At 60.7% G+C, this 20,942-nt stretch carries 20 protein-coding genes; 14 read left to right on the forward strand and 6 right to left on the reverse strand.

What is annotated here, in order from left to right; genetic code table 11:
• Positions 1–79 precede the first annotated feature (79 nt).
• Positions 80–574: a leucine-responsive transcriptional regulator Lrp gene (gene lrp, locus JS46_RS11880; protein WP_006118610.1), complete on the reverse strand. Its 495-nt coding sequence runs from the start codon at positions 572–574 to the stop codon at positions 80–82.
• Positions 575–1,101: 527 nt separating this feature from the next.
• Here lrp and trxB point away from each other — a divergent pair.
• The 5 genes from trxB to infA all read left to right on the forward strand — a co-directional run bounded on the left by trxB (position 1,102) and on the right by infA (position 6,994).
• Positions 1,102–2,070 (forward strand): thioredoxin-disulfide reductase, encoded by a 969-nt coding sequence (trxB, locus tag JS46_RS11885; protein ID WP_033751307.1) that lies wholly within the window; start codon positions 1,102–1,104, stop codon positions 2,068–2,070.
• A gap of 137 nt (positions 2,071–2,207) precedes the next feature.
• Positions 2,208–3,977, forward strand: a complete 1,770-nt coding sequence (gene cydD / locus JS46_RS11890) for a cysteine/glutathione ABC transporter permease/ATP-binding protein CydD (RefSeq protein ID WP_033751310.1) — start codon at positions 2,208–2,210, stop codon at positions 3,975–3,977.
• A complete protein-coding gene (cydC, locus tag JS46_RS11895) occupies positions 3,977–5,704 on the forward strand; it encodes a cysteine/glutathione ABC transporter ATP-binding protein/permease CydC (RefSeq protein ID WP_033751313.1) in 1,728 nt (575 codons plus the stop codon). The genes cydD and cydC overlap by 1 nt, the downstream gene beginning before the upstream one ends.
• Before the next feature lie 31 nt (positions 5,705–5,735).
• The gene (gene aat, locus JS46_RS11900) at positions 5,736–6,428 is read left to right on the forward strand and encodes a leucyl/phenylalanyl-tRNA--protein transferase (RefSeq protein ID WP_033751930.1); all 693 of its coding nucleotides are present in this window, start codon (positions 5,736–5,738) and stop codon (positions 6,426–6,428) included.
• Positions 6,429–6,775: 347 nt separating this feature from the next.
• The gene (gene infA / locus JS46_RS11905) at positions 6,776–6,994 is read left to right on the forward strand and encodes a translation initiation factor IF-1 (protein WP_002211347.1); all 219 of its coding nucleotides are present in this window, start codon (positions 6,776–6,778) and stop codon (positions 6,992–6,994) included.
• A gap of 89 nt (positions 6,995–7,083) precedes the next feature.
• Here the strand turns inward: infA and clpA are convergent, their stop codons facing one another.
• The gene (gene clpA / locus JS46_RS11910) at positions 7,084–9,360 is read right to left on the reverse strand and encodes an ATP-dependent Clp protease ATP-binding subunit ClpA (protein WP_033751318.1); all 2,277 of its coding nucleotides are present in this window, start codon (positions 9,358–9,360) and stop codon (positions 7,084–7,086) included.
• A 57-nt stretch (positions 9,361–9,417) separates the two neighbouring features.
• Positions 9,418–9,738, reverse strand: coding sequence for an ATP-dependent Clp protease adapter ClpS (gene clpS / locus JS46_RS11915; RefSeq protein ID WP_033751321.1), 321 nt, complete (start codon positions 9,736–9,738; stop codon positions 9,418–9,420).
• Positions 9,739–10,059: 321 nt separating this feature from the next.
• Between clpS and cspD the strand changes: the two genes are divergently transcribed.
• The gene (gene cspD / locus JS46_RS11920; RefSeq protein WP_033751327.1) at positions 10,060–10,281 is read left to right on the forward strand and encodes a cold shock-like protein CspD; all 222 of its coding nucleotides are present in this window, start codon (positions 10,060–10,062) and stop codon (positions 10,279–10,281) included.
• 81 nt (positions 10,282–10,362) lie between these two features.
• Here the strand turns inward: cspD and JS46_RS11925 are convergent, their stop codons facing one another.
• Entirely contained in the window at positions 10,363–12,009 is a 1,647-nt protein-coding gene (locus tag JS46_RS11925) for an ATP-dependent endonuclease (RefSeq protein ID WP_033751328.1), read from the reverse strand.
• A gap of 105 nt (positions 12,010–12,114) precedes the next feature.
• Between JS46_RS11925 and JS46_RS11930 the strand changes: the two genes are divergently transcribed.
• The 3 genes from JS46_RS11930 to ltaE all read left to right on the forward strand — a co-directional run bounded on the left by JS46_RS11930 (position 12,115) and on the right by ltaE (position 16,064).
• Positions 12,115–13,014 carry a lysine exporter LysO family protein gene (locus JS46_RS11930; protein ID WP_033751332.1) on the forward strand — a complete coding sequence of 300 codons (900 nt, stop codon included), beginning with the start codon at positions 12,115–12,117 and terminating at the stop codon, positions 13,012–13,014.
• Positions 13,015–13,114: 100 nt separating this feature from the next.
• Complete coding sequence (gene poxB / locus JS46_RS11935) at positions 13,115–14,836, forward strand: ubiquinone-dependent pyruvate dehydrogenase (RefSeq protein ID WP_033751335.1); 1,722 nt, start codon at positions 13,115–13,117, stop codon at positions 14,834–14,836.
• Between the two features lie 226 nt (positions 14,837–15,062).
• Complete coding sequence (gene ltaE / locus JS46_RS11940) at positions 15,063–16,064, forward strand: low-specificity L-threonine aldolase (protein WP_033751337.1); 1,002 nt, start codon at positions 15,063–15,065, stop codon at positions 16,062–16,064.
• On the opposite strand, the gene JS46_RS11945 is transcribed toward ltaE, so the two are convergent.
• Together JS46_RS11945 and JS46_RS11950 are read right to left on the reverse strand one after the other, a co-directional pair.
• On the reverse strand, positions 16,061–16,876 hold the full coding sequence (locus JS46_RS11945; protein ID WP_033751346.1) for an N-acetylmuramoyl-L-alanine amidase: 816 nt from the start codon (positions 16,874–16,876) through the stop codon (positions 16,061–16,063). The genes ltaE and JS46_RS11945 overlap by 4 nt on opposite strands.
• On the reverse strand, positions 16,873–17,193 hold the full coding sequence (locus tag JS46_RS11950) for a heavy metal-binding domain-containing protein (RefSeq protein ID WP_033751347.1): 321 nt from the start codon (positions 17,191–17,193) through the stop codon (positions 16,873–16,875). The genes JS46_RS11945 and JS46_RS11950 overlap by 4 nt, the downstream gene beginning before the upstream one ends.
• Before the next feature lie 107 nt (positions 17,194–17,300).
• On the opposite strand from JS46_RS11950, the gene JS46_RS11955 reads away from it, so the two are divergent.
• The 5 genes from JS46_RS11955 (at position 17,301) to artM (ending at position 20,904) form a co-directional block, all read left to right on the forward strand.
• Positions 17,301–17,846, forward strand: coding sequence for a lipoprotein (locus JS46_RS11955; protein WP_033751348.1), 546 nt, complete (start codon positions 17,301–17,303; stop codon positions 17,844–17,846).
• A 191-nt stretch (positions 17,847–18,037) separates the two neighbouring features.
• Positions 18,038–18,766: an arginine ABC transporter ATP-binding protein ArtP gene (artP, locus tag JS46_RS11960; protein WP_033751350.1), complete on the forward strand. Its 729-nt coding sequence runs from the start codon at positions 18,038–18,040 to the stop codon at positions 18,764–18,766.
• Between the two features lie 15 nt (positions 18,767–18,781).
• On the forward strand, positions 18,782–19,513 hold the full coding sequence (artJ, locus tag JS46_RS11965) for an arginine ABC transporter substrate-binding protein (RefSeq protein ID WP_033751352.1): 732 nt from the start codon (positions 18,782–18,784) through the stop codon (positions 19,511–19,513).
• Positions 19,514–19,519: 6 nt separating this feature from the next.
• Positions 19,520–20,236: an arginine ABC transporter permease ArtQ gene (gene artQ, locus JS46_RS11970; protein ID WP_033751355.1), complete on the forward strand. Its 717-nt coding sequence runs from the start codon at positions 19,520–19,522 to the stop codon at positions 20,234–20,236.
• Positions 20,236–20,904 carry an arginine ABC transporter permease ArtM gene (gene artM / locus JS46_RS11975; RefSeq protein WP_033751357.1) on the forward strand — a complete coding sequence of 223 codons (669 nt, stop codon included), beginning with the start codon at positions 20,236–20,238 and terminating at the stop codon, positions 20,902–20,904. The genes artQ and artM overlap by 1 nt, the downstream gene beginning before the upstream one ends.
• Positions 20,905–20,942: the final 38 nt, after the last annotated feature.

The following is a 20,942-nucleotide window of genomic DNA, read 5'->3' on the forward strand; positions in this document are numbered from 1 at the left end:
GTCGGGCAAGCCCGACGCTGGTCCTGTATGAATTCACAGGAGTGTATCGAAATATCGCAGGTTATGCACCTGCGCTGCGTTATCGGGTTTTGATCACCAGCCGATTGCTCTGTTTGACCTCTTCCATCACCACGTAAGTGCGGGTGTCGTTGACCCCCGGCAGGCGCAGCAGGGTTTCGCCAAGCAGCTTACGGTAGGCGGACATATCCGGCACGCGCGTCTTCAGCAGGTAGTCGAAATCACCGGAAACCAGGTGACACTCTTGAGTTTCCTCAAGTTTTTGCACAGCGGCGTTAAACTGTTCAAACACATCCGGCGCGCCACGATTCAGAGTAATCTCAACAAAAACCAGCAGCGACGCATCGAGATAGTGCGGGTTAAGTTGCGCGGTATAGCCAAGAATAAAACCCTGACGTTCCAGACGACGCACACGCTCAAGACATGGCGTAGGCGATAATCCTACGCGTTTGGAAAGCTCTACGTTGGAAATACGACCATCTTTCTGAAGCTCATTCAGAATATTTCTGTCGATTCTGTCGAGATCTTTTCCGGGGCGTTTCTTATTGTCTACCATTATTATTGTCTCTCTTAATTCCTTCCCTTTACCTGCCACGCCCTGGAAACGTTCACTGTTCAAGGCATTAGTGAAGCGAAGAATCAGAGCCTGTGCGCTGTCGCGCATCCATCCGCATGACGCATGTTGTCTGTCCACATCATGCGTCATTACCTATGCCAGGCTGAAATTTATCGGGAAAAAAGGGCAAAACGAGGAACGAAACCCTGTTTTGACTCTCTCCTTCTTCTTCGCTTCTGCCATTGTTTTCGCAAAAGCGCAGGCGATTGTCAAAGTAAAAAGACCAAATTCAGGACAAGATGCCAGACAGACCGCTGGGTAACTGTTTTTAAATGAGAATTTTTGTACTCTTGCACCAGTAAAAACCGATTATTGCCCCCTTTTAGCGCAGCCGACGTGCAGAACCCGCCGTTATCGTCTACGCCGCTTGCAGCTATCGGTAACAAAATTCCCCAGCCCTTTTTTTGCCACGGTAAATTCCCTACAATCCCAGGTCATGTTGTCAGCCGAATGAAACTGAGGATCATATGAGTACGGCCAAACACAGTAAATTGCTCATTCTGGGCTCAGGCCCGGCGGGTTATACCGCAGCGGTCTATGCTGCTCGCGCTAACCTGAATCCGGTGCTGATCACCGGCCTCGAAAAAGGCGGTCAGCTGACCACCACCACCGAGGTAGAGAACTGGCCCGGCGACCCGCACGATCTCACTGGTCCCTCGCTGATGGAGCGCATGCATGAGCATGCCGAGAAATTCAACACGGAAATCATTTTCGACCATATTCACACCGTCGATCTGCAGAACCGTCCGTTCCGTCTCACTGGCGACAGCGCCGAATACACCGCTGACGCGCTGATTATCGCGACCGGCGCTTCGGCGCGCTATCTGGGCCTGCCTTCCGAAGAGGCGTTTAAAGGCAAAGGGGTTTCCGCCTGCGCCACCTGCGACGGTTTCTTTTACCGCAACCAGAAAGTCGCGGTTATCGGCGGCGGCAATACCGCAGTGGAAGAGGCGCTCTATCTGGCGAACATCGCGGCGGAAGTGCACCTGATTCACCGTCGCGACAGCTTCCGCGCGGAGAAGATTCTGATCGACCGCCTGATGGAAAAAGTGCGCAGCGGCAATATTGTGCTGCACACCGATCGCACGCTGGAAGAGGTCGTCGGCGACCAGATGGGCGTGACCGGCCTGACGCTGCGCTCGACGCTGAACGAAGCGGAAACCGAGTCGCTGGAAGTGGCGGGACTGTTCGTCGCCATCGGCCATAGCCCCAATACGGCAATCTTCGAAGGTCAGCTGGCGCTGGAGAACGGCTATATCAAGGTGCAGTCCGGCCTGCACGGCAACGCCACCCAGACCAGCATCCCTGGCGTGTTCGCCGCAGGCGACGTGATGGACCATATCTATCGCCAGGCGATCACCTCTGCCGGCACCGGCTGTATGGCCGCGCTGGACGCCGAGCGTTATCTCGACGGGCTGGTTAAAAACGATCGGTAAGTTGTTAATTAGCTGATCTAACTTATTCAGGGCGACTGTTTTTCAGTCGCCTTTTTTTATGCCGCCGTGCTAGATTCAGGCGCCTGAAGAGCTACCTTCTTATCCTTTCCCGGATATCGACAACGCTACGGTCTCGCATGAACAAAACCCGGCAACAGGAACTGACCCGCTGGCTGCGCCAGCAACGCGCTTACGGCGGCCGCTGGCTGCGGTTGACCTCGCTGTTTGGACTGGCGAGCGCGCTGGCGATTATTGCCCAGGCCTGGCTGCTCGCCTTTTTGCTGCAGGCGCTGATTGTCGAACAGCGGCCGCGTGCCGATCTGCTTCTCCCCTTCGCCCTTTTGCTGCTCTGCTTTGCGCTGCGCGCCCTGTTCAACTATGCGCGCGAGGCCGCAGGCTTTCGCGCCGGCCAGGCGATTCGCCAGGCGCTGCGTCAGCAGGTGCTGGATCGCCTCTCCGCGCTCGGACCGGCGTGGATCCGCGGCAAACCGGCGGGCAGCTGGGCGACGCTGCTGCTGGAGCAGATCGAGGAGATGCAGGACTACTATGCGCGCTATCTGCCGCAGATGACGCTGGCGGCGCTGATCCCCTTGTGCATTCTGCTGACCGTTTTCCCGCTCAACTGGGCGGCCGGTTTGATTCTGCTGGGCACCGCGCCGCTGATCCCGCTGTTTATGGCGCTGGTCGGCATGGGCGCGGCCGACGCCAACCGCCGCAACTTTATCGCGCTGGCGCGCCTCAGCGGCGATTTCCTCGACCGACTGCGCGGACGCGAGACCCTGCGCCTGTTTCATCGCGCTGAAGCGGAAACCGCCGCTATCGCCGCCTCCACCGCCGATTTTCGCCAGCGCACCATGGAAGTGCTGCGCCTCGCCTTTCTCTCCTCCGCCGTACTGGAGTTTTTCGCGTCGCTGGCGATTGCGGTGGTCGCGGTTTACTTCGGCTTTTCCTATCTCGGCGAACTCCATTTCGGCGCCTGGGGAAGCGGCGTCACGCTGTTTGCCGGTTTCGTCGCCCTGATCCTCGCGCCGGAATTCTTCCAGCCGCTGCGCGATCTCGGCGCGTTTTACCATGCCAAAGCGCAGGCGGTCGGCGGCGCGGATGCTCTGGAGCGCTTTATGCGCGAAAGTCCGCAACCTGCCGCCGCCGAGGGCGCGGCGACGCTGCCCGACGACGCGCCGCTCGCCATGGTCGCTCAGGATTTGATAGCCCTGAGCCCAGCGGGCAAAACGCTGTGCGGCCCCCTCAGCTTTACGCTTGCGGCCGGCGAGCGCGTAGCGCTGGTCGGCCAGAGCGGCGCTGGAAAAACCGTGCTGATGAACGTGCTGCTCGGCTTCCTGCCCTACCAGGGATCGCTGCGCGTCAACGGCGTTGAGCTGCGCGAAATGAGCCGCGCCTACTGGCAGCGGCAGATCGCCTGGCTTGGGCAAAACCCGCAGCTGCCCGCCGGGACGCTGCAGGAGAATATCGTGATGGGAAACGGGCGTGACGACGTCGATCTGGACGCTCTGCTCGCCGACTGTGGCGTTAGCGAATTTTTACCGCGACTTTCCGCCGGCGTGCTGACGCCGATCGGCGACGACGGCGCAGGGCTTTCTGTCGGCCAGGCGCAGCGCATCGCGCTGGCGCGCGCGCTCTATAAGCCAGCGCGCCTGCTGCTGCTGGACGAGCCCGCCGCCAGCCTCGACAGTCGCAGCGAACAGCACGTGATGCGGGCGCTCGATAAAGCGTCACGCCGGCAGACCACCCTGATGATCACCCACCAGCTCGATGCGCTGCAGCAGTGGGACGCGGTCTGGGTGATGCAGGAGGGTCAGCTAACGCAGCAGGGCCAGTGGCGCGATCTGATCGCCGAACCAGGTCCGTTTCGTCAGATGGCTTCGCATCGTCAGAAGGAGATTTACTGATGTCCGCCCTGCGTCCTTTCCTGCGCCTGTTTCTACGTCACCCCTGGCGGCTGTCGCTGGGCGTGCTGCTTGCCATTGTTACGCTGCTCGCCAGCATCGGTCTGCTGGCGCTTTCGGGCTGGTTTCTCGCCGCCTCTTCGCTGGCGGGCCTCGCCGGGCTTTACAGTTTTAACTACATGCTGCCCGCTGCAGGCGTTCGCGGCGCGGCGATCTCGCGCACCGCCGCGCGCTATTTCGAGCGGCTGGTCAGCCATGATGCTACTTTCCGCGTGCTGCAACACCTGCGCGTCTTTACCTTCAGCCGCCTTATCGCGCTGGCGCCGGGCCAGCTCGCAGCGTTTCGCCAGGGAGATCTGCTTAACCGCTTCGTCGGCGACGTCGATACGCTCGACCATCTCTATCTGCGGGTTATCGCGCCGCTGACTGGCGCTTTCGTGGTGATTGTGGTGGTGACGCTGGGCATCAGCCTGCTGGACGTGCGGCTGGCGCTGACCCTCGGCGGCGTGATGCTGGCGACGCTGCTGCTGCTGCCGCTGTTTTATCGGCTGGGCTCGCCAGCCGGGCGCGCCATTGCGCAGCAGCGCGCGCAGTGGCGTCTGCGGCTGATGCACTGGCTAAGCGGGCAGGCTGAACTGGCGATCTACGGCCTCTCCGATCGCTGGCGCGAGCAGCTCGACCACGACGAGGCGCGCTGGCATAAAGCACAGCGGCAGCAGCAGCGCCTGCAGGCGCTGTCGCAAAGCCTGCTGCTGCTGATAAGCGGCGCGACCGTCACGCTGCTGCTGTGGATGAGCGCCGATAGCCTGACGCACGACGCCTCCTCCGGCGCGCTTATCGCGCTGGTGGTCTTCTGCGCGCTGGCCGCCTTCGAAGCGCTGGGCCCGGTCGCCGGCGCCTTTCTGCCGCTGGCGCAGGTGATCGCCGCCGCACAGCGGGTCACCGGCATTATCGGTCAGACGCCCGCCATCCGCTTTCCTGCCAGCGCGGGCAGCGCAGCGGGCAGCCTCTCAGTGGCGATCGACGAGGTTACCTTCCGCTATCCGCATCGCCCCGAAGCGGTGCTGGAAGGATTTTCGCTGCAGGTGCGGGCGGGCGAACGCGTGGCGCTGCTCGGCCCTACCGGCTGCGGTAAATCCACCCTGCTGGCGCTGCTGACGCGCGCCTGGGACGTGGAGACGGGATCGATTACGCTGCAGGAGATCGCGCTGCGCAGCTGGGATGAAAAATCGCTGCGTCAGCGCATCAGCGTGGTGACGCAGCGCGTGCATCTGTTCAACCAGACGCTGCGCGAGAACCTGCGCGTGGCGCGTCCCGACGCCAGCGATGCGCAGCTCAGCGAGGCGCTGCGGCAGAGCGGACTGACGCGGCTGCTGGAGAGCGAAGAGGGTCTTAACGCCTGGCTCGGCGAAGGAGGCCGTCCGCTGTCGGGCGGCGAACTGCGTCGCCTGGCGATTGCGCGCGCGCTATTGCACGACGGCGATCTCTGGCTGCTGGACGAGCCCACCGAAGGGCTCGACGCCGCTACCGAACAGCAAATTTTAGCGCTGCTGCTGCAGGTCACCGCCGGCAAAACCCTGATTATGGTGACGCATCGCCTGAGCGGGCTGGAGAGGCTGGATCGCATCTGCGTGATGGAAAATGGCCAGATTGTCGAACAGGGCGCGCATCACGAATTAATCTCAAAAGAGGGGCGCTACTGGCATTTCCAGCAGCGCTTTGCGCTATAGTCTTAGCGAAAAAGCGACGAGTAACGATGCGATGAGACTGGTGCAACTGTCACGGGAATCCCTTCATTTTCCTCCGCCGGAGATGGCGCTGCGCGAGCCGAATGGCCTGCTGGCGATGGGCGGCGATCTCTCCCCTGCCCGTCTGCTCAGCGCCTATCAGCGCGGCATTTTCCCCTGGTTTTCGCCGGGCGATCCGATTTTGTGGTGGTCGCCCGATCCGCGCGCGGTGCTCGTGCCGGAATCTTTTCATCTCAGCCGCAGCATGGCGCGGTTTCATCGCCGCTCGCCATACCGCGTCACCATGAATCACGCCTTTTTCGAGGTGGTGGAAGGCTGCGCTGCCGGTCGTCAGGAAGGTACCTGGATTACCTTCGAGGTAAAGCGCGCCTGGCAGCGTCTCTATGAGCTGGGTCATGCGCACTCTGTGGAAGTCTGGCAGGATCAGCAGCTGGTCGGCGGCATGTACGGCCTCGCGCTCGGGCAGATTTTCTGCGGCGAGTCGATGTTCAGCCGCAGCGAGAACGCCTCGAAAACCGCACTCTGGGTATTTTGCCAGCATTTCATGAAACATCAGGGCAGGCTGGTGGATTGTCAGGTTTTGAATCCGCACACCGCGTCGCTGGGCGCGCGTGAGATCCCGCGCGTCGACTATTTGCAGTATGTTCAGACCCTTGCCTGGCAGCCCGTCAGCGCGGGCTGCTGGCGTACTCAGACCCTTTTTTAAGGCTGCGCAGATGTTTTGCACACAATCAGGCGCAAAAGTGGTATAATAGTCGCGTTTGGTATGTCGTCCGCGCTTCGCAACGGCGAGCCGGAATTGCCAGGCTGGGAATCACAACGCACTCCCGGAACTGTTTCAGATGAGCGCGTGTTACCGCCTACTGACGCAGATTCTTAGCCCGTTAATCCCCCGCAGACGTCACATAAACACCCGAATTTAACCGAGATGCTCGTGCCCTCGCGCGAAGCACGGCGAAGCGTTGGCCTTACCGCCAACGTTTCTTTACATAAATCGTGGAATTCGGCATTATCTTGCCGGTTCACTGAAAGCTAGTCCACCCAGAGGATTCGATGGCCAAAGAAGACAATATTGAAATGCAAGGTACCGTACTTGATACGTTACCTAACACCATGTTCCGTGTAGAACTCGAGAACGGTCACGTGGTTACCGCTCATATCTCCGGTAAAATGCGCAAAAACTATATCCGCATCCTGACGGGCGACAAAGTGACTGTTGAGCTGACCCCGTACGACCTGAGCAAAGGCCGCATTGTCTTCCGTAGTCGCTAAGCGGCTTCGTTTCGCTTTCGCCGCCTGAACGGCGGTGAAAAAAAAGGCCAGATTCGCATCTGGCCTTTTCTATTTCTGTCGTACGGCGCTTAGTGAACCGTGCCTTCCGTTTTGCGTTTTTCCGCGCTGAGGAAGTGGTAGGTCAGCTGGTTCTTCTCTTTGTCGAGCGCCACCGAGACCGATCCGCCATCCACCAGCGAGCCGAACAGCAATTCGTTGGCCAGCGGTTTTTTGAGGTTTTCCTGCACCGTACGCGCCATCGGACGCGCGCCCATCGCCTTGTCGTAGCCTTTCTCCGCCAGCCAGTCGCGCGCTTCGTCGCTGACCTCCAGCGAGACGCCCTTCGCATCCAGCTGCGCCTGCAGTTCGACAATAAACTTGTCCACGACCTGATGAATCACTTCCGGTGACAGGTGACGGAACCAGATAATATTGTCGAGACGGTTGCGGAACTCCGGCGTAAAGATCTTTTTGATCTCTTCCATCGCGTCGGTGCTGTTGTCCTGATGGATCAGACCAATCGATTTACGCTCGGTTTCACGTACGCCCGCGTTGGTGGTCATCACCAGCACCACGTTGCGGAAGTCCGCTTTACGGCCGTTGTTGTCCGTCAGCATGCCGTTGTCCATTACCTGCAGCAGCAGGTTGAAGACGTCCGGATGCGCTTTCTCGATTTCGTCGAGCAGCACCACCGCATGCGGATGTTTAATCACCGCATCGGTCAGCAGGCCGCCCTGATCGAAGCCGACATAGCCCGGAGGCGCGCCAATCAGGCGGCTCACCGTATGACGTTCCATATACTCGGACATATCGAAACGCAGCAGCTCGATGCCAAGCGCCTTCGCCAGCTGAACCGTAACCTCGGTTTTCCCGACCCCGGTCGGACCGGCGAACAGGAAGGAGCCGACAGGTTTGCGATCCTGGCCCAGTCCGGCGCGGCTCATTTTGATCGCTTCGGTCAGGGCTTCAATGGCGTTATCCTGGCCGAACACCAGCATTTTCAGGCGATCGCCGAGATTTTTCAGCGTGTCGCGGTCGGTTGCTGAAACGCTCTTCTCAGGGATGCGCGCGATACGCGCCACCACGGTCTCGATATCGGAGACGTTGATGGTCTTCTTGCGCTTGCTGGCCGGCATCAGACGCGCCCGCGCGCCCGCTTCGTCGATTACGTCGATCGCTTTGTCCGGCAGATGGCGGTCGTTAATATATTTCACCGCCAGCTCAACCGCGGCGCGCACCGCTTTCGCGGTGTAACGCACGTCGTGGTGCGCTTCATATTTCGGCTTCAGACCGTTCAGGATCTGCACGGTTTCGTCCAGCGTCGGCTCAGTGATATCGATCTTCTGGAAGCGACGCGCCAGTGCGCGATCTTTTTCGAAGATGTTGCTGAACTCCTGATAGGTGGTTGATCCCATCACGCGGATTTTCCCGCTGGAGAGCAGCGGCTTAATCAGGTTAGCCGCATCCACCTGGCCGCCGGAAGCCGCGCCTGCGCCGATGATGGTATGGATCTCATCGATAAACAGAATGCTGCTGTTATCCTGCTCCAGCTGTTTCAGCAAGGCTTTGAAGCGCTTCTCAAAGTCGCCGCGATACTTCGTGCCCGCCAGCAGCGAACCGATATCGAGCGAGTAGATGGTGCAGTCCTTCATCACTTCCGGCACGTTGCCCTGCACGATGCGCCAGGCCAGGCCTTCCGCGATGGCGGTTTTACCGACGCCCGACTCGCCCACCAGCAGCGGGTTGTTTTTACGGCGGCGGCACAGCACCTGAACGGTACGCTCCAGCTCTTTGTCGCGACCAATCAGCGGATCGATTCCGCCGACGCGAGCAAGCTGATTGAGATTGGTGGTGAAGTTTTCCATACGATCCTCCCCGCCTGCTTGCTCTTCGTTGACCGGATTCTCACTGTGCGGCGCCTGACCGGGTTCGTCTTTACGCGTACCGTGAGAAATGAAGTTCACCACATCAAGGCGGCTGACTTCATGTTTGCGCAGCAGATAGGCCGCCTGCGACTCCTGCTCGCTAAAGATGGCGACCAGCACATTCGCGCCTGCGACTTCGCTGCGGCCCGATGACTGGACATGGAATACCGCGCGCTGCAGAACGCGCTGGAAGCTGAGCGTGGGTTGGGTATCGCGCTCCGCTTCACTGGCGGGCAGCACCGGTGTGGTTTGTTCAATGAAAGCTTCGAGTTCTTGCCGCAGCGCGACAATATCGACGGTACAGGCTTCCAGTGCCTCTCTGGCCGACGGGTTGCTGAGCAGAGCCAGCAACAAATGCTCGACGGTCATAAACTCATGACGGTGCTCACGCGCTCTGGCGAAAGCCATGTTTAAACTGAGTTCCAGTTCTTGATTGAGCATAGGCACCTCCCCCAATTATCGCTCTGACAACCTCACCCTCACTATATGAGGGCGAGTTCAGGCTTTTTCCAGCGTACACAGCAATGGATGCTGATTCTCCCGCGCGTACTTGTTCACCATAGCGACTTTGGTCTCCGCCACTTCGGCGGTAAAGACACCGCAGATCGCCTTTCCGTGGTAGTGAACTTTCAGCATCAGTTGCGTTGCACGTTCAACATCATAAGAAAAGAACTTTTGCAGAACGTCAATAACAAATTCCATAGGCGTATAATCGTCATTATTCAGGATGACTTTATACATAGAGGGCGGCTGCAGTCCCTCTTTCGCTTTGTCTTCGGCCAGGTGTTCAAAGTTAAGCCAGTCGTTAGTATTTGCCATAATGTTCCGTTGAAATTCTGCACATCGATACGGACGATTATCTGTCCATACGTAGAGTTTAACACGCCTGTCAAGCACGCCTCCGCCGCAGCGATTTTTTGCGGAAAAACCCGCGCGCGACCTGTATCACAAAATTCGCAATAGCGTTAACTGTCTCAAATTTTGATGATTTTATCCCTGCGCTCTCCGGTGGTTTGCTTGACGCCAGGGGCCCTTTCTCTACATTCTACAGACACAAGCTGATTGAGTTTTAAACAAACTCGACCCCAGCTTTAATTTACTCACCTGATTATCAAAATGTCTTGCGAGGGAAGTAAAAGCATGGAGACGGGTACTGTTAAATGGTTCAATAACGCCAAGGGCTTCGGCTTTATCTGTCCGATCGGTGGCGGAGAAGATATCTTCGCGCACTACTCTACGATTCAGATGGATGGCTACAGAACATTAAAAGCCGGGCAACAAGTTCAGTTTGATGTTCATCAGGGCCCGAAAGGCAATCATGCCAGTCTGATCGTGCCGGTGGACGTTGTACAGCACGCCTGAACTGCTATCACCCCATTCTGAACGCTCCCCCAAAAAATGCCAGCCGTGTCGCTGGCATTTTATTTTATTGCGCACGTGCGGTTAATCCGCTTTGCCGCGCGCCAGCCACATCACCCGCGAAAACATCTGGCGCATCAGCGGCGGCATCGCCTGTTCTCCGCGCTCGGCGGCGGCGGTTGCGACGGCGATGGCCAGCTCCGGCTTGGAGGCGTGCTGAAGCGCTTTGGTAATAATACGCCTGGGGCTCATCGCCGCATTTAACGGCAGATGCGCCATCTGCAGATAAACCGCTTTAAAGCCTGCGCCGAACAGATAGTGCTCCATATCGAGCGCCGGCAGCTGCGTCAGGTAGTGGTCGCGCTCATCGTGCGGCGCCAGCTGACTGCGCGCCGTGGCGGCATATTTATTGCCGGCGTCGTCGCCGTCGGTCAGCACGTGCCAGGCGATACCCATGCGCGCGGCGAACTTCAGCAGCGGCTTCAGGCCCGCCTGCGCGAATTCGATGACCTTCACCCCTTCCGCCGCGAAGTGGTAGCCGCACTGGCGCGCCAGCTCGTTGATGATCCATACCTCGGTTTCGCCCTCCACCAGCAGCCAGCAGCGGGCGAACAGCGCCGACGGTCGGTTGACGCGAATATGAAAGCCGATACGGCGGCTCTCTTCGGCGCTCAACCCCTGCGGGCCGATGCGCCAGGCGGCGACGCGCGTCGGTTCGCGCACCAGCCGACAGACATTTTCCACCGGCGTCAGCGACAGCAGCTCGCCAGAGTTGGTGGTGGCGATTTTTTGCAGCGGGATAAGATCGAGCAGATTCCAGGTCACCGACAGCATAATCGGATGCAGCCGGGTCTCCGGATCTTCTATCAGCAGCAGCGGGCGAGCATCGGGCGAGAGCCCCGCCGCGCCGCGCGCCTGCGCCAGCAGAACGAACATACGCAGCAGCACGATCTGCTGACTGCGTGAATCGGTTTCGCCGATCAGCTGATTAAGGCGATCGAGCGCGCGCCAGCCGTGCGCGCCGTCGCGGTTTTGCGGGTCGCTGCGCCGCGCGCCGTCCGCAGCGGGCTGCAGCACCAGAAAATAGTGCTCCATCAGCTGCTGCATGGTGGCGACGCCCTGCCGCAGCGTTTCATCGCTGAGCTGATGGGGCTGCGACGCCAGCTGGCGCGTCAGGCTGCCGATATCTGCCGCCAGCGCGCTCATTTCAGCGCTTCGCGCCTGTCCGTCGCTGCTGTCGTGCCACGTGCGTCGGCTAAAGCGCGCATCGCGCAGGCGCAGTACCGGATGCAGCCGCGCCAGCTGGCTTATCGCCTCTTCGCTGCTCGCCGACGGCAGCGCCTGGCCGTCAGCGCGCAGAAAACGGCGCGAGGCGGTGACCTCGGTTTCGCGCAGCCTGGCGCGGGTACTGAAGTAGAGCCAGCGCGCGCCCTGTGCGTCGCGCTGCCAGAATGGCGAAAACAGCGCCGACTGTTCGCTGCCGTCGTCGCGAAAATGAAACACGATTTGCAGCCGCCGCATCGGCGTCTCGCGGTTGCCGGGCGTGAAGTGGAAATCGTGCCGGGTAAACTGATAAGGAGTCTCCTGCGGCGCAAGCAGCAGGCTCAGGGCGTCCAGCAAACTCGATTTGCCCCAGGCGTTTTCGCCGATCAGCAGGGTTGTCTGGGTGAGCGGCAGCGACAAATGATTAATGCCGCGAAAGCCGGTAATCTCGATATGTTCCAGAATCATGACGCTCTCTCCTCAGGTTCAGCCATGCCGCTGTAATACAAGGGTTTACTCTATCAGGCTTTTTCGCTAGCGTGTCCGCACTCTCTGCAAGGAAACGCATCCGTTATGTATTCTGGGCTTCTTATTATTCTGCTGCCGCTGGTGGCGGGCTGGCTGTTGCCGCTGCGTCAGCCCGCTTTTTTACGTCTGGTGAATCGTCTGCTGGGCTGGATGGTCTATATCATTCTCTTCTTTATGGGCATCAGCCTCGCCTTTCTCGATAATCTCAGCCGCAACCTGCTGAGCGTTTTTCATATTGCGCTGGTCAGCGCGCTGGCGATCTTGCTGTGCAACCTGCTGGCGCTGCGCCTGCTGGAAAAAAAGCGTCCCTGGCAGCACCAGCACAGGCAGGAAGCGCTGCCGTCGCGCCTGCGCATGGCGCTCGATTCGCTGACGCTGTGCGGCGTGGTGGTAGTGGGCTTTCTGGCGGGGCTGACGCAGCTCGCTTTTCTGCGCCACGCGTCCACCGCCAGCGAATATGCGCTGATCTTTCTGCTGTTCCTCGTCGGGGTGCAGCTGCGCGGCAGCGGCATGACGCTGCGCCAGATTCTGCTGAATCGACGCGGCATGCTGGTGTCAGTGGTAGTGCTGCTGAGCGCCCTGCTGGGCGGCGCCATCGCCGCCGCGCTGCTGGGTTTGCCGCTGAAAACCGGCCTGGCGCTGGCCAGCGGTTTCGGCTGGTATTCCCTTTCCGGCATCCTGATGACCGAAGCGTTCGGGCCGGTGATCGGCAGCGCCGCCTTTTTCAACGACCTGGTGCGCGAGCTGACCGCCATCATGCTGATCCCGGCGCTGATCGCCCGGCACCGCTCCAGCGCGCTCGGACTGTGCGGCGCGACGGCGATGGATTTTACTCTGCCGGTGCTGCAGCGCGCGGGCGGCAATGAAATCGTGCCGGCCGCTATCGTGCACGGCTTTGTGATGAGTTTGCTGGCGCCGCTGCTCATCGCCTTTTTCTCCGCGTAACGCGCAGCGCACTTTTTCACGGCTGCGCGCGCGAAACCTCGTCTAGTCTTCTCTTTTTGTCCGCCATCGGGAAGATGGCTTGCAGCCAGAGGAGAGTACGATGAAACAGACCGTTGCGGCGCTGATCGCGAAAACGCTGGAAAACGCCGGCGTCAAACGTATTTGGGGAGTGACCGGGGACTCCCTGAACGGGCTGAGCGACAGCCTGAACCGCATGGGCACCATTGAGTGGATGCCGACGCGACACGAAGAGGTCGCCGCCTTCGCCGCCGGCGCGGAAGCGCACGTCAGCGGCGAGCTGGCGGTCTGCGCCGGCTCCTGCGGGCCGGGCAACCTGCATTTGATCAACGGCCTGTTCGACTGCCACCGCAACCGCGTGCCGGTGCTGGCGATCGCCGCCCATATTCCCTCCAGCGAGATCGGCAGCGGCTATTTTCAGGAGACGCATCCGCAGGAGCTGTTCCGCGAGTGCAGCCACTACTGCGAACTGGTCTCCAGCCCCGAGCAGTTGCCGCAGGTGCTGGGCATCGCGATGCGCGAGGCGATCCTTAATCGCGGCGTGTCGGTAGTGGTGCTGCCGGGCGACGTGGCGCTGAAGCCCGCGCCGGAGAGCGCGTCGACCGCCTGGTATCCGCCGCTGTTGCCGCAGGTTCTGCCGCAGGAGAGCGAGCTGGCGCTGCTGGCGCAAACCCTGAACGAGGCCAGCAATATCACGCTGCTGTGCGGCAGCGGCTGCGCCGGCGCCCATAACGAAGTGGTGCGGCTGGCGGAGACGCTGAAGGCGCCGATCGTTCATGCGCTGCGCGGCAAAGAGCATCTTGAGTACGATAACCCTTATGATGTCGGCATGACCGGGCTAATCGGCTTCTCATCGGGGTATCACGCCATGATGAACGCCGATACGCTAGTGCTGCTCGGCACCAAATTCCCCTACCGCGCTTTCTATCCCGAACACGCGAAAATCATTCAGCTCGATATCAATCCCGGCAGCCTCGGGGCGCACTGCCATCTCGATCAGGCGTACGTCGGCGCGGTGAAGCCGACGCTGCAGGCGCTGCTGCCGCGGCTGGAGAAGAAAACCGACCGTCATCATCTCGACAGCGCGCTGGAACACTACGCCGACGCGCGCAAAGGGCTGGACGAGTTGGCTAACGCCAACGACAAGCAGGCGATCCATCCGCAGTATCTGGCGCAGCAGATCAGCCACTACGCCAGCGACGACGCGATTTTCACCTGCGACGTCGGCACGCCCACCGTCTGGGCGGCGCGCTATTTGAAAATGAACGGCCGTCGCCGCCTGCTCGGCTCTTTCAATCACGGTTCAATGGCGAACGCTATGCCACAGGCGCTCGGCGCCCAGGCGCTGAACCGCGATCGTCAGGTAGTGGCGCTGTGCGGCGACGGTGGGTTCAGCATGCTGATGGGCGACTTTATTACTCTGGCGCAGCTCAAGCTGCCGGTGAAGCTGGTGATCTTCAATAACAGCGTGCTGGGCTTTGTCGCCATGGAGATGAAGGCGGGCGGCTACCTCACCGACGGCACCGAGCTGGATAATCCTGACTTCGCCGCCATCGCCGAGGCGTGCGGCATTAAAGGGCTGCGCGTGGAGAAGGCGTCCGAGCTTAACGGCGCGCTGGAGCAGGCGTTCGCGCATCCCGGTCCGGTGCTGGTGGATGTCATCACCGCCAAAGAGGAGCTGGCGATGCCGCCGCAGATCAAGATGGAGCAGGCGAAAGGTTTTAGCCTCTATATGCTGCGCGCAATTCTGAACGGTCGCGGCGACGAAGTGGTGGAGCTGGCGAAAACCAACTGGCTGCGGTAAAAGAGAAAGACGACGCTGGGCGCTGATGTTTCTTTCAGCGTGCTCAAAGCCTGAGAAGCGGGTGGCATGGGCAGAAGAGCAAAGCGTCCCGCGTCAGGGATGTCGCGGGCCGAGCGCGCATGGATGCCTTGAGCGACTTTGCGATCGGCCCATGCCACCCGCTTCGGCACCTGTTGGCATTCTTAACGGGCGTTTACGCCCGCTTTTCTTTTCTCAGGAGAGCAACGTGATCGATTTACGCAGTGATACCGTAACCCGGCCGAGCGCCGCGATGTTGCAGGCGATGATGGCCGCCGAAACCGGCGACGACGTCTATCGCGACGATCCCACCGTCAATGCGCTGGAGGCGGAAGCCGCGCGGCTCAGCGGCAAAGCGGCCGCGCTATTCTTCCCGACCGGCACCCAGGCCAATCTGGTGGCGCTGCTGAGCCACTGCGAGCGCGGCGACGAATATATCGTGGGCCAGCAGGCGCATAACTATAAATATGAAGCGGGCGGCGCGGCAGTGCTGGGCAGCATTCAGCCGCAGCCGATCCTGGCTGCCGAAGACGGCACGCTGCCGCTGGAGTTAGTGGCCGCCGCCATCAAGCCGGACGATATCCACTTTGCGCGCACCCGCCTGCTCAGCCTGGAGAACACCCATCACGGCAAGGTGCTGCCGCTCGACTATCTCGCCCGCGCCTGGGAGTTTAGCCGCGAGCGCAAGCTGGCGCTGCATATCGACGGCGCGCGCATCTTTAACGCGGTGGTGGCGCAAAACGTCACGCTAGAGGCGATTGCGCGCTACTGCGACACGCTGACTATCTGCCTGTCGAAAGGACTGGGTACGCCGGTGGGATCGCTGCTGTGCGGCGATGAGGCCTACATCGAGCGCGCGCGCCGCTGGCGCAAAATGGCGGGCGGCGGTATGCGTCAGGCAGGCATCCTGGCGGCGGCCGGTCTCTATGCGCTGCAGCACAACGTGACGCGGCTGAAAGAGGATCACGACAACGCCGCGTGGCTCGGCCAGCAGCTGCAGCAGGCGGGCGTCGAGGTGGTGGATCAGCAGACCAATATGCTGTTCGTGCGCGTGCCCGCCGAGCAGATCGCGCCGCTGAAAAACTGGTTCGCCGCGCGCGACGTGCTGTTAAGCGTCGGGCCGGTGACGCGCATCGTTACCCATCTGGACGTCGACCGCCATGCGCTGGAGCAGCTGCTGGCGCACTGGAAAGCCTTTCTGCAGCGTTAATCGCCGTATCTCTCCAGCAGCGCCTCGGCAATCGCCAGGGTCTCCGCGTCCGGCAAGCCGCGATAGTCTGCCGGACGAAAATGCATCTGGAACGCCGCGATCAGCCGCTGCTGCTGACGTGGCGTAGCGGCGCCGCTCACGTCGTAGCCGTAGCGCGACAGCGCCGCCAGCAGCGTCTCCATCGCGACCGGCGTCTGCGCCGCCCTGCCCGCTAAATAGTGCTGCACGCGCGTCGCCTCCGGCCAGGCGCCGATCCCCTGCCGCGCCAGCCGATCCCACGGAAACAGCGGACCGGGATCCTGCTTGCGCTGCGGCGCGACATCGCTATGGCCGACGATATTCTGCGGCGCGATGGCGTAGCGCCGGGCGATATCCTTCAACAGCAGCGTCAGCGCCGCGATCTGCGCCTCGGTAAAAGGCTGCCAGTCGCGCCCGGTCAGGGTGCGCGTATAGCCGCGGTTCACCAGCTCGATACCGATTGAGGTGTCGTTGAGGCGCGTCGCGCCGCGCCAGAAGCTCGGTCCGGCGTGCCAGGCAAGCTGCGGCTCCGGCACCAGCTGCCAGATAATGTGCTTTCCGGCGCGCTGCGGCGGCTGACGAGGAATAAGGTAGTGGGCGCTGACGTCGCGATCGGTCAGGGTCGCCAGCGAAGAGGGAAAATCTTCGGCGGTATAGTGAATAACGATCGCTTTAATGCGCGGCCTGGCGCCATAAGCCGGATGCTGCGTGTCGACCCAGTAGCCCTGCCGCGATTCCAGTCCGCTCTGACAGCCTGCCAGCAGCAGCGCCAGCGCGGCCAGCAGCAGCCTCAACGGAGCTTCACCGCCGTGCCGCTTACGCTGACCATCAGCATGCTGCCGTCTTTGCCAACGGTTTCGTAATCGATATCGATGCCGACCACCGCACTGGCGCCCAGCGCCTTCGCCTGCGCTTCCAGCTCCTCGAAGGCGATTTCGCGCGCCTTGCGCAGCTCTTTCTCATAGGCGCCGGAACGGCCGCCGACCACGTCGCGGATGCCGGCGAAAAAGTCGCGGAAAATGTTAGCGCCAAGGATCGCTTCGCCGGTGACGACGCCGCAGTAGTCGCTGATGCTGTGTCCTTCCAGCGTAGGCGTGGTGGAAAATTTCATCGCTCTCTCCTGATATGAAATAGGGGACAAGGCTCTTTCAACTAAAAAGCACGGCTATACTCTATGCTAAAAATAGCGCTTTGCCAGAGAACAATAAGGAAATCGAGATGAGAAACAAAGCCTTTGCGCTGCTGCTTCCGGCCGCACTGCTGCTCTCCGCCTGTACCACGGTGGAGCCGGTGATTAAGGACAACGGCCCTCGCACCGCGCCCTGCGTCGACGGCGGTCCAGACAGCGTCGCGCAGCAGTTTTACGATGTGCGCATTCAGCAGCCGACCCCAGGCCTGCCGGGCAGCGAGCAGCTGGCGAAATACCGCCCCTACCTGAGCGACCGCCTCTATCAGGCGCTGCAGCAGGCGAATACCCAGGGCGGCAACGCCACAGCGCAGTGGCGCAGCGGCGATCTCTTCTCCAGCCTGGCGCAGGGCCCGACCGCCGCCAGCGTGGCGGACAGCTCTACCATTCCGAACCGCGACGCGCGCAATATTCCGCTGCGCGTCGAGCTGAGCCGCGACGGCAAAAGCTGGCAGGATGAGGTGCTGATGATCCGCGAAGGCACCTGCTGGGTGGTGGATGACGTGCGCTACGTCGCCGACTGGGCGCATCCGGGCGGCGGCACCCTGAGCCAGACGCTGGAGCAGGCGAAAAAATAATCTCTCCCCCGGCGCGCCGCTCTTTTGCGGCGCGTCTCTTATCGCCTGCGCCCCCTGCCGCTAAATGGCGCGATATTGTGCTACCCTTTACCTGTTTCGCTGCAGTTTAATAAATTTTAACCCACTTCATTTGCATAACTATTCTGGTGCGGTTAAGATTCGCGGCACTAATGGCTATTCAAAATTTGCGCATGAGTATTCAACTAAACGGGATTAACTGCTTTTACGGCGCCCATCAGGCGCTGTTTGACATCAATCTGGATTGCCCGCAAGGCGAAACGCTGGTGCTGCTCGGCCCAAGCGGCGCGGGGAAAAGCTCACTCCTGCGCGTGCTTAACCTGCTGGAGCAGCCACGCTCGGGCAGCCTGAAAATCGCCGGCAACCATTTCGACTTCAGCAAGACGCCGTCCGACGCCGCCATCCGCGAGCTGCGTCAGAATGTTGGCATGGTTTTCCAGCAATATAACCTCTGGCCGCATCTTACCGTGGTGCAGAACCTGATCGAAGCGCCGTGCCGCGTGCTGGGCCTCAGCAAAGCGGAGGCGCGCGCGCGCGCCGACAAGCTGCTGGAGCGCCTGCGTCTTACGCCCTATGCCGATCGTTTCCCGCTGCACCTCTCCGGCGGCCAGCAGCAGCGCGTCGCCATTGCCCGCGCTCTGATGATGGAGCCGCAGGTGCTGCTGTTCGACGAGCCGACCGCCGCGCTCGATCCGGAAATCACCGCGCAGATCGTCAGCATTATTCGCGAACTCGCCCAGACGCACATTACCCAGGTCATCGTGACGCACGAAGTGGAAGTCGCCCGTAAAACCGCCAGCCGCGTGGTCTATATGGAGAACGGCCATATCGTGGAACAGGGCGACGCCAGCCGATTTACACAGCCGCAAACCGAGGCGTTTGCACATTATCTTTCGCATTAAGTCAGGAAGCTCTCAATGAAAAAAATCGTACTTGCTGCACTGCTTGCTGGTCTGAGCCTGAGCGCGTATGCGGCGCAGACTATTCGCTTCGCCACGGAGGCCTCCTATCCGCCGTTTGAGTTCGTCGATTCCAGCAACAAGATTCAGGGCTTCGACGTCGACCTGGCGAACGCGCTCTGCAAAGAGATGAACGCGACCTGCACCTTCACCAACCAGGCGTTCGACAGCCTGATCCCGAGCCTGAAGTTCCGCCGTTTCGACGCGGTGATGGCCGGTATGGACATTACGCCCGAGCGCGAAAAACAGGTGCTGTTCAGCAAGCCTTACTACGACAACTCCGCGCTGTTTATTGCGCAGAAAGGCAAAGTGGCCGACGTGGCCGCGCTGAAAGGCAAGCGCGTCGGCGTGCAGAATGGCACGACGCACCAGAAATACCTCAACGATCAGCATGCCGATATCACCACCGTGCCCTACGACAGCTATCAGAACGCGGTGCTGGATCTGAAAAACGGCCGTATCGACGCGGTCTTCGGCGACACGGCGGTGGTCAACGAATGGCTGAAGCAGAACGCCAGTCTGGCGGCGGTCGGCGATAAAGTCACCGACAAAGCCTACTTCGGCACCGGTCTCGGCATCGCCGTGCGCCAGGGCAATACCGATCTGCAGGCGAAGTTCGACGCCGCGCTGGAGAAGGTAAAGGCTGACGGCACCTATAAAACCATCTACAGCAAATGGTTCCAGCAGTAATTAACCATGAGTGAGTTCTATCCTCTCGCCAGCGCCGCCGGCATGACCGTCGGCCTCGCTGTGTGCGCCCTGATCGCCGGCCTCGTGCTGGCGATGATTTTCGCCGGCTGGGAATCGCTGCGCATTAAGCCGCTGGCGTGGATCGGCACGGCGCTGGTGACGCTGATCCGCGGCCTGCCGGAAATCCTGGTGGTGCTGTTTATCTATTTTGGCGCCTCGCAGCTGCTGCTGGTGCTTTCCGACGGCTTTACCCTCAATTTCGGCCTGTTTCAGCTGCCGGTGCAGGTTCAGATCGAGAACTTCGACGTCAGCCCGTTTCTGTGCGGCGTGATTGCGCTGGCGATCCTCTACTCTGCCTACGCCTCGCAAACCCTGCGCGGCGCGCTCAAGGCGGTGCCGCAGGGTCAGTGGGAGTCGGGTCAGGCGCTGGGCATGAAGAGGTCCGCCATCTTCCTGCGCCTGATCATGCCGCAGATGTGGCGCCACGCGCTGCCCGGACTCGGCAACCAGTGGCTGGTGCTGCTAAAGGATACCGCGCTGGTATCGCTGATCAGCGTTAACGATCTGATGCTGCAGACCAAAAGCATTGCGACCCGCACGCAGGAGCCTTTTACCTGGTTTCTGATCGCCGCGGCTATCTATCTGGTGATAACGCTGCTGAGCCAGGCGGTACTGCGCCGTATTGAGCTGCGCACCACCCGCTTCGAGCGAGGGAATAGCTGATGCTGAGCTACCTGCCTGAAATTCTGAAAGGGCTGCACACCAGCCTGACGCTCACGCTGGCGTCGCTGCTGGTGGCGCTGGTGCTGGCGCTGCTCTTCACCGTGGTGCTGTCGCTGAAAACGCCGCTGCTTACTCCGCTGGTGAAGATCTATATCACCCTGTTTACCGGTACGCCGCTGCTGGTGCAGATCTTTCTGATTTACTACGGCCCCGGCCAGTTTCCCAGCCTGCAGAGCGTTCCCTGGCTGTGGCATCTGCTGTCGCAGCCCTGGCTGTGCGCCATGCTGGCGCTGTCGCTCAACAGCGCCGCCTATACCACACAGCTGTTTTACGGCGCGATGCGCGCCATCCCTTCAGGTCAGTGGCAGTCCTGCGCCGCGCTCGGGATGAACCGCAAAGATACGCTGCGCATTCTGCTGCCCTATGCGTTTAAGCGCGCCCTCTCCTCCTATTCCAACGAGGTGGTGCTGGTGTTTAAAGGCACCTCGCTCGCCTACACCATTACGCTGATGGAAGTGATGGGCCACGGCCAGCTGCTTTACGGCCGCACCTACGACGTGATGGTGTTTGCCGCCGCCGGGCTGGTCTATCTGGTGGTAAACGGCCTGCTGACGCTGATGATGCGGCTGATCGAGCGGCGCGCGCTCGCCTTTGAGCGCAGAAGTTAATATCCAGGCGAGCAATGCTCGCCTTTTTCATTTTTTAC

The organism is Pantoea sp. NGS-ED-1003, assembly GCF_000738765.1.
Lineage (GTDB): Bacteria > Pseudomonadota > Gammaproteobacteria > Enterobacterales > Enterobacteriaceae > Pantoea > Pantoea septica.